Here is an 8,262-nt window from a genome sequence, read left to right on the forward strand (position 1 = left end):
GTTTTGTCATTTCTTTGCTGATGAAATCTAAGCGAAACAAGAAAGCCCCAGCCTACACTAGGCTAGGGCTTTGGTGTGTAGATGATTGAACTAAAGGAACTCAACACACCAAACTTATCGCTAAAGGTAGAAGGCTGAGACAGCAGCAAAGCTTTTCTGTCAGCAACTTTTAGCTATTAAAATGTCTCAATGGCTTCTCCTCAAATTAAGAGGGTGTCTGCAAAGCCAATGGTTGTAATTTTAGACACTCGTCGATCCCGCCTAGTCTTCCTTGGAAAAAGGGAAAATCGACTCAGAAGTCCTCCTTTTTAAGGGAGATTTAGGGGGATCTAGACTGTTTTGCCACACATCGGAAGTCCCCCTTTTTTAAGGGGATTTAGGGGGATCTAGACCGTTTTGCTACACAGCAAATATCTTTGCAAACAGCCTCAACGCTGAGTCTGCAAAAGCTTTAAAGTTTAGGCTTTCTATTGAAATAAAAAGCCTAACACCTATAGACAAAAAACATTAGATGAAAATGATGAGCCTTTTTCCAAGCTGTCTCGGCGTAATTGAGCAAAATCAATAGCATCCTTGTCTAAGTTTTTGCAGTGAAGCGGGTCGAAATTGACATTACCTGCGACTTCTGCCAAAGCAGAACCCAAAACAGCATCCTTATCTCAGTTCTTACACCGCAACTCATCAAAATGAGTCCCCGCTGACGCTTTGCGATAGGTGCTGAGATGATGGTTCTTTGGTGGTTTCTTCAGTCGTTGGGAGAAGCATCTTCCCTCAGGTATATGCCCATCTTAAAAACCAAGCTAGGGTCTGTATGTATGAAAAAGTCGTAAGCTTTGGAGTACCCTGTCGCCAAGCTTTTAGCGCTAAAGAGTTGTCTTGAGTAGGCGTTTTTTACTGATGAATCTGTCATCAAAGGCGTCCGTAGTCTTGGAATATTTATTTTCTTATCAACCTTTGTTGGAAAAAATATGATGTCTTTTACGAGACAAAATTTTACGGTTGATGCCCTTTACGATGAGGGCGTCGCATCAAAATTTCCTATGGCAGACACTCTATTGCGGGAACTCAGCAACACCGATTTGGACTGGATGATTACCCACGGGGAGCGATCGCACCTCTCTAGCGGTAACCAACTACTCCGAGGGCAAACTGTTTCCGATGTGCTGTGTGTCTTGATTGACGGCAAGCTGGGCTTGAAGGCAAACGATGAATCCCTCGCGTCGTCAGCAAACGGTACCGTCGTCGATGAGTTAGGCCAGGGTGAAATTGTGGGGCTAGGGGCGCTGTTTGGCATGCCCGAAATGTGCAGCGTTGAGACTCTCGAAGCGTCAATGGTGATGTCGCTTTCCACTGCGCAGGTCAAAGCCAAGCTAGAGGCAGACATCGCGTTTGCCGCCCACTTTTATCGGGCGATCGCCATCATGCTTTCTAGCCGTTTGCGACGTATTTTTGAACAGCCAGGTCGTATTCAACATTGGGGCGATCGCGCTTCCAAAGAAGTGCTGTCGATTTTTGCAGAACTGCGAGATAGCGACATTGATTGGCTAGTGTCTTTTGGTGAAACCCAGATCATTCCAGCAGATAAAGTGCTGCTGCAAGCGGCTCGCCCGGTCGATGCTCTCTATGTGCTATTGGATGGTCAGATGGCGATTTCAGCCCCCCAGGAAGACGGTTTCAATCCTCTCTACCTATGCTTTTCGGGGTTGGAAAATAGCACCCGCGACCAAAAAGCCTTTGCCACGCTGACCAAAGGCGGTATGCCAGGAATCATTTCTTTTTTAGATTTTCGCCCATTGCCCGTTACCATTCGTGCCGTCAAAGATTCGTTAGTGTTTGCCATTCCCCGTCAAACCTTGGTGACCAAGCTACAGGTGGATGACAGTTTTGCCTCTCGGTTTTACCGGGTGATTGCCATCGAGATTTTGGAGCGGCTGTACGCCATGCGATCGCTCTTAAGACATCCTCAGGCGATCGCGGCTCAAAATTCCGAAGCTTTGCTCGATGAGGAACTCGATTTAGACGAGTTGACCCAAATGTCTGAAGGAGCCAAAAAGTTTAACTGGATGCTATCGCAGCTAGGGGTGGCTTAAATGGCTGAAAAGATGAGTAAAGACCTGTTTCGCAAAGAATCTCTGGAGCGGCTGTCATCCCCCGAACGGTTGGATGAATTGATGACCATTGTGAATTTGAAAACTTGGCTACCGCTAGGGGCGATTGGTGTATTGCTGGGGTTAGGGCTGATTTGGAGTTGGATAGGGCGCATTCCAGTTACCACTAGCGGACGGGGGCTTTTGGTTGAAAATGATCTATCTGAGGGTGAGTTGGTGGCGCTACTGCATTTTGACAACATCTATCGCGGCCAGTTTAGACCGGGCATGTCAGTCGTGCTGACGCCAGAGACATTATTGGTTTACAACGAGCCGGGGCTAAAAGCCGAAATCATAGAGGTGCTGGAACCCGAAGCGATGACGCTAAGTGCCGTTAGGGGAGTTGACAGCATGGCGGAAACGGAGTCAGAAAATGACCGTTTAGAGGTACTGGCTCAGCTTTTGCCGATGGATGCGGCGATGCCGCCAAACACAGTGGTACCTGGGGTTGCGGTGCAAGGGCGAATCACATTAGAAGAACGAGCGCCAATCACGTTTGTGTTTCCTTTTTTGGCGCGGTAAAGGGACGGCTTGATGGGGGGCTAAAGCACACTGATGTATAGCTGTAGCCACCAGCGCTAAGACGATTCAATGACCGAAAGCCACTGATAGCCAAGCTTTTCTTCTGCCTGCTGCCCTGATGTTTCTAGCTTTAGCGGCCTTTAGCTATACCTGCGACAAAATTACCCACTTCTTAGCTGCTGGGGCGATCGCCATTTTCACACTAATCTTTTTGACGAATTGAACCTATGCTGATTTTTCCCCAACCGCTGGCAACAGCCGCTTTCCCAAAACGGGTGAAAACGCCCACCGTTTTGCAGATGGAAGCGGTAGAATGCGGGGCGGCTGCCTTAGGAAAGATCCTGGGTTATTACGGTAGGCGAGTGCCTTTAGCCGAACTTCGGCAGGTCTGCGGTGTGTCTCGCGATGGCGTTACCGCTGCCAGCGTTTTGAAAGCCGCCCGTCAATATGGGCTTGAAGCCTCAGGCTATAAGAAAAACCTGGAGCGGGTCATGCAGTTAGAACCGCCTTTTATTGCCTTTTGGCATTTCAATCATTTTTTGGTGGTTGACGGCTTTAGCGACAAATGGGTATACCTGAACGACCCGGCCACTGGCCCCCGCCGCGTTACGCCAGCAGAATTTGACGAAGGCTACACTGGCATTGTCCTTGGCTTCAAACCGGGCGAAACCTTCCAGCCGGGTGGCTCCAAAGACGACCTTATTGGTACGCTGTGGCAGCGTTTGCGGCCTTCGACTGGGGCACTGTTGCTAACAATTACGGCAGGCTTTTTTCTGGTCTTACCTGCTTTGGTTCTGCCCGCCCTCAGTCAGATCTTTGTCGATTCAGTGTTGGTCGGCGGACGACTGGAATGGTTGCCCTATCTGCTGTTAGGGCTGCTAATCATTGCCATTCTAGAAGGCTGGCTGACGGCATTGCAGCGGCGATACCTGCGATCGCTCCGTATTAAGCTCGCCGTTGGCATGACCAGCCGCTTTGTCTGGCATGTGCTGCGTCTCCCCGTCGGGTTTTACGCCCAACGCTTTGCCGGAGAAATTGCTAGCCGCATTCGCCTCAATGATGAAGTCGCCTCGGTGCTGTCGGGACAGTTGACCATAACCGTGATTAGCTTTGTGCTAGTGCTGTTCTACGCGCTGGCAATGGCTCAGTACGATTTGCTGATGACGGCAATCGTGGTCGGTTTCTCTATCATCAACGTAGTGGTTTTGCAGTGGATTGGCCGTCACCGCATTGATGCCAACTTGCGGTTGTCTCAGGAGCAGGGCAAAGCGGCAGGGGTGGCGATCGCGGGTCTGCAAAACATGGAGACCATCAAAGCATCCGGTTTAGAATCAGACTTCTTTGCTCGTTGGGCAGGCTACTACACCAAATCGATCAACGCTCAGCAAGAACTTGGGCTAACCAACCAAATGCTGGGCATTTTGCCATCGCTGCTGTCAGCGTTGACCAATCTGGCTTTGCTAACCGTTGGCGGCTGGCGGGTGATCAACGGTGAACTCAGCATTGGCATGTTGGTCGCCTTGCAGTTGCTAATGGTCAGTTTTCAGCGTCCGGTCAATCGCCTCGTCAGCTTTGCCAGCACCCTGCAAACCCTGCAAAGCAACCTAAAACGGTTAGACGATGTCCTCGCAAATGTTGTAGACGGTCAGTTGATAAATGGCGCAATGTCCGATTGTCAAACGGCATCTAACCTGGCTGATCACCCTGTTTCGGCTACAGCAACCACAGCTTCTCATCGCCTCACAGGTGCCATTTCTATCCGCGATCTGGCCTTTGGCTACCATCCCCTCGAAGCGCCGATGATTGAGCACTTTAACCTGGAGATTCAGCCGGGGCAGCGGGTGGCCTTTGTCGGCGGCAGTGGTTCGGGTAAATCGACGCTGGCGAAGCTGATTGCCGGATTGTACGAGCCGCGATCGGGCGCTATTTGCTTTGATGGCAGGCAGCGCCATGAGATTCCTCGCGATGTCCTGACCCACTCGATCGCTGTTGTCGAACAGGATATCCTGATTTTTGCAGGCACCATTCGCGACAATTTGACCCTCTGGGACACCACTATTGCCGATGTGGATTTGCGCAAAGCGGCAATGGATGCCGCGATCGAAGAGGTGATTCTGGCGCAACCTTATGGCTTTGAAGCCCAACTGCTCGAAGGGGCGGCCAACCTCAGCGGCGGCCAGCGTCAGCGCTTGGAAATGGCTCGTGCCCTTGTGGGTAACCCTTCCATTCTGATTCTTGACGAAGCTACCAGCGCCCTCGATACCGAGACAGAGAAAATCATCGACCAAAACCTGCGTCGTCGAGGTTGCACCTGCATTATCGTCGCCCACCGTCTCAGCACCATTCGCGACTGCGACGAAATTCTGGTGCTCGATCGCGGCAAGGTTGTGCAACGCGGCACCCATGAAACGCTCTGGGCCGAAGGCGGCCACTATGCCCGTTTGATCAACAGCGAATCTGGTTAAACCAGCCTCTCTGCCCCCTTAACGCTTCCCTTATACCAATTCTTCAAAAGAAAGGTACAGATGAGACTGACGAAACGGCTGCAGAGCCAAGACTGTTCAATTCAAAATCGAAAATCCAAAATCGAGAATTGATATTATCCAGCCACCCATGACTGCTGCTATTACCCAACCCCGCACCATCACTGCCAACGAACCGCTGCTGCTGAGTGACCCCTCGCAACTATGGCAGCTCAAATCCGGCAAAATGGCTGTTTTTGTGACAGCCTTCGCCAACGGACACCCCGTTGGCTCACGGCAATATCTCTTTACCGTCGAAGCCAACGAAGCTCTGTTTAGCGCCCCTATCTGCCCAGTGACCCATCTAGGACTGATCGCGATCGCGATGGAACCGTCTGACGTGATGGCGCTGCCCCTGAGCGAAACGGACGAAGCGTTGCTCTCCCTCGATCGCCTCAAACAACTGGTTGATCCCTGGGTTCACCATCTAGGTCAGGTTGAAGGCATGCCCACGACGACCCGCAAGGGCACCATTCCCGACGTCCACTACATTTCCTTAACGACAGGACATATTTGTCGGCCTCCAGAGGGTGACGTTTCTTGGGTTCGAATGCAGCAGGGCACAGCCTCATGGATGGGCAATCCGCTCTTTTCTATTGAGGCCGAAACGGGCTGCTTCCCGCTAGGACACGACATGTTTATCCAGGCGCAAGATCATATTGAGTTTTTTATTCGCCCCACGGAAGAAGTTAAAAATCGCAAGATTATTATTCGCGGCTTGAAGCAACTCCATGCCTATTTTTTTAGAACGGTGGAGCAGATTGCAGAGCGACGCGATCGCCTCAGTCTACGACGGTTTCAGCAACGGCAAAAGCTCAATCAGGAAGTGACTCAAAAAGTCGTGCGCACGTTGTCAGGCGTGCTGGAGCAGCCAGACTTTCAGGCAGTTAATTCGCCGTTGTTAGCGGCGGCTGGTGCTGTGGGCAAGGTGCTCGGCGTTGCTATTGAACCCCCGGCCCCGTCAGAAAATAGGTCGCGAACCAAAGAACCTTTAGAAGCGATCGCCCGCGCCTCGCAACTTCGCCTGCGGCGGGTGCTGTTGCGGGGTCAATGGTGGCAAAAAGACAGCGGCCCTCTCCTAGCCTACACCCGCGAAGATCGTCACCCCGTTGCCTTGTTGCCCTGCGGCGGTAGCCAGTACGACCTGTTCGACCCGGTGGCGCTCAATGAAGGGGTAGCCAATGTTCGGGTTCCGGTGACGCCGACGGTTGCTTATACGCTCGATCCGGTGGCGTTTATCTTTTATCGACCGCTCCCCAATAGCGATCTGAATGCGCTCTCCTTGCTGAAGTTTACCTTTCGGGGGCAGGGACGAGACTGGCTAGCGATTTTGCTCACGGGGGTTGCAGCTACCCTGATTGGCATGCTAGTGCCCCAAGCAACCGCTGCGGTAGTCGATACCGTTGTACCCTACAGCGATCGCGCCCTCTTGGTGCAAATCGGGCTGGGGCTGTTGGCAGCCGCGTTTGGCGCAGCGGCGTTTCGGCTGGCGCAGGCGATCGCCACCCTGCGCATTGAAACTGGCTCAGACGCTCATCTGCAAGCCGCCGTTTGGGATCGCCTGCTCAAACTCCGTACCTCCTTTTACCGCAACTATGCCACGGGCGATCTGAACTCCCGCGTCTCTAGCATTACCGCCATCCGTCGTAAGCTCAGCGGCTCCGCTCTCCAGGGCATTTTTTCTGGCATTTTTTCGCTGCTAAATCTGGGCTTGCTGTTTTACTACAGTCCGCCGCTGGCTGTGATTGCCTTGCTGGTCGCCCTGGTCATTGTGGGGGTGACTGTCGCTTCTGGCCTGGTGCTGGTGCGCAAATACCGTCCTTTGCTAGAAATTCAGGGCAAGCTCTATGGCTTAGTCGTGCAGCTCATCAACGGCGTGTCCAAGCTGCGCATTGCCGGGGCAGAAGCACGGGCTTTTGCGGCCTGGGGTCAACATTACGGCCAGCAGCTTCGCCTCACCCTCAGCACCCAACAGCTCGAAGATGCCGTAGATACCTTCAACACGGTGCTGCCAATTTTCACTACGCTGATTTTGTTCTGGCTCGCCAGTCAGTTTATTGACAATTCAGGCGGCGATGGCCTTTCTACCGGAACCTTTTTAGCCTTTTCTGTTGCCTTTGGTACCTTCATTGCTGGAGCGACTAGCCTCAGCAATACCCTGGTAGAACTGCTAGATGTGGTACCCCTCTGGCAGCGAGCGCAGCCCATTCTTCAGGCCGAGCCAGAAGTCAACCTGACGAAAGCCGACCCTGGCCAGCTTTCCGGTGAACTGAAAGCCGATCGCGTTAGTTTCCGCTACAAACCCGATGGCCCTTTAATTTTGGATAACGTCAGCTTTGAGGCTCAACCCGGCGAATTTATTGCCTTGGTCGGCCCTTCCGGTTCGGGCAAGTCTACAGCCATGCGCTTGTTGCTGGGCTTCGACACCCCCGAAAAAGGCAATGTCTACTATGATGGCCAGGATTTGTCGGGTTTGGATGTGGTGGCGGTGCGCCGCCAGTTTGGCGTGGTGCTGCAAACCAGCCGTCTTAGCGCTGGATCCATCTTTGAGAATTTGGCAGGCGGTGCCCTTATCACGCTCGAAGATGCCTGGGACGCCGCCGAAAAAGCCGGACTAGCTGACGATCTGCGAGCCATGCCGATGCAAATGCACACCGTCGTCAGCGAAGGGGGCACCAACCTCTCAGGTGGTCAGCGTCAGCGACTTCTGATTGCGCGTGCTCTCGCCGTGAAGCCCAAAATCATGCTGATGGATGAGGCGACCAGTGCTTTGGATAACCGGACGCAAAAGATTGTGACCGATAGCCTTGATCGGCTGAAGGTCACTCGCGTTGTCATCGCTCACCGTCTCAGCACCATCCGTAACGCCAATCGCATCTACGTCATCGCAGCCGGACGGGTGGTGCAGCAAGGTAGCTTTGATGAACTTGTCGCTGAAGGGGGGATGTTCGGGCAGCTTATCAAACGGCAAATGGCCTAAGCTTTCTCGCGATATGTCAGCATTGCACGCCTTCATAACTCTGGCCAAACGAAAGCTCCAGTAGATCTGCAAAGATGACATCTACTGGAGC

At 52.6% G+C, this 8,262-nt stretch carries 4 protein-coding genes; all 4 read left to right on the forward strand.

The genetic code is table 11. The features are described from left to right. The first annotated feature begins 1,040 nt into the window (after nucleotides 1–1,040). The 4 genes from ACTS3T_RS17705 (at nucleotide 1,041) to ACTS3T_RS17720 (ending at nucleotide 8,171) form a co-directional block, all read left to right on the forward strand. On the forward strand, nucleotides 1,041–2,090 hold the full coding sequence (locus ACTS3T_RS17705) for a cyclic nucleotide-binding domain-containing protein (protein ID WP_377967859.1): 1,050 nt from the start codon (nucleotides 1,041–1,043) through the stop codon (nucleotides 2,088–2,090). A gap of 12 nt (nucleotides 2,091–2,102) precedes the next feature. Further along, a complete protein-coding gene (locus tag ACTS3T_RS17710) occupies nucleotides 2,103–2,669 on the forward strand; it encodes a hypothetical protein (RefSeq protein ID WP_377967857.1) in 567 nt (188 codons plus the stop codon). A gap of 227 nt (nucleotides 2,670–2,896) precedes the next feature. Further along, complete coding sequence (locus ACTS3T_RS17715) at nucleotides 2,897–5,134, forward strand: NHLP family bacteriocin export ABC transporter peptidase/permease/ATPase subunit (RefSeq protein WP_377967855.1); 2,238 nt, start codon at nucleotides 2,897–2,899, stop codon at nucleotides 5,132–5,134. Nucleotides 5,135–5,282: 148 nt separating this feature from the next. Then, on the forward strand, nucleotides 5,283–8,171 hold the full coding sequence (locus ACTS3T_RS17720) for an NHLP bacteriocin export ABC transporter permease/ATPase subunit (RefSeq protein WP_462935304.1): 2,889 nt from the start codon (nucleotides 5,283–5,285) through the stop codon (nucleotides 8,169–8,171). Nucleotides 8,172–8,262: the final 91 nt, after the last annotated feature.

The organism is Almyronema sp. (assembly GCF_052168255.1).
GTDB classification, from domain to species: Bacteria; Cyanobacteriota; Cyanobacteriia; order Phormidesmidales; family Phormidesmidaceae; genus Sphaerothrix; species Sphaerothrix epifaneia.

Coding starts and splice junctions, on each gene's coding strand:
- ACTS3T_RS17705 (WP_377967859.1), top strand. CDS start 1,041: ATGGCAGACACTCTATTGCGGGAACTCAGCAACACCGATTTGGACTGG.
- ACTS3T_RS17710 (WP_377967857.1), top strand. CDS start 2,103: ATGAGTAAAGACCTGTTTCGCAAAGAATCTCTGGAGCGGCTGTCATCC.
- ACTS3T_RS17715 (WP_377967855.1), top strand. CDS start 2,897: ATGCTGATTTTTCCCCAACCGCTGGCAACAGCCGCTTTCCCAAAACGG.
- ACTS3T_RS17720 (WP_462935304.1), top strand. CDS start 5,283: ATGACTGCTGCTATTACCCAACCCCGCACCATCACTGCCAACGAACCG.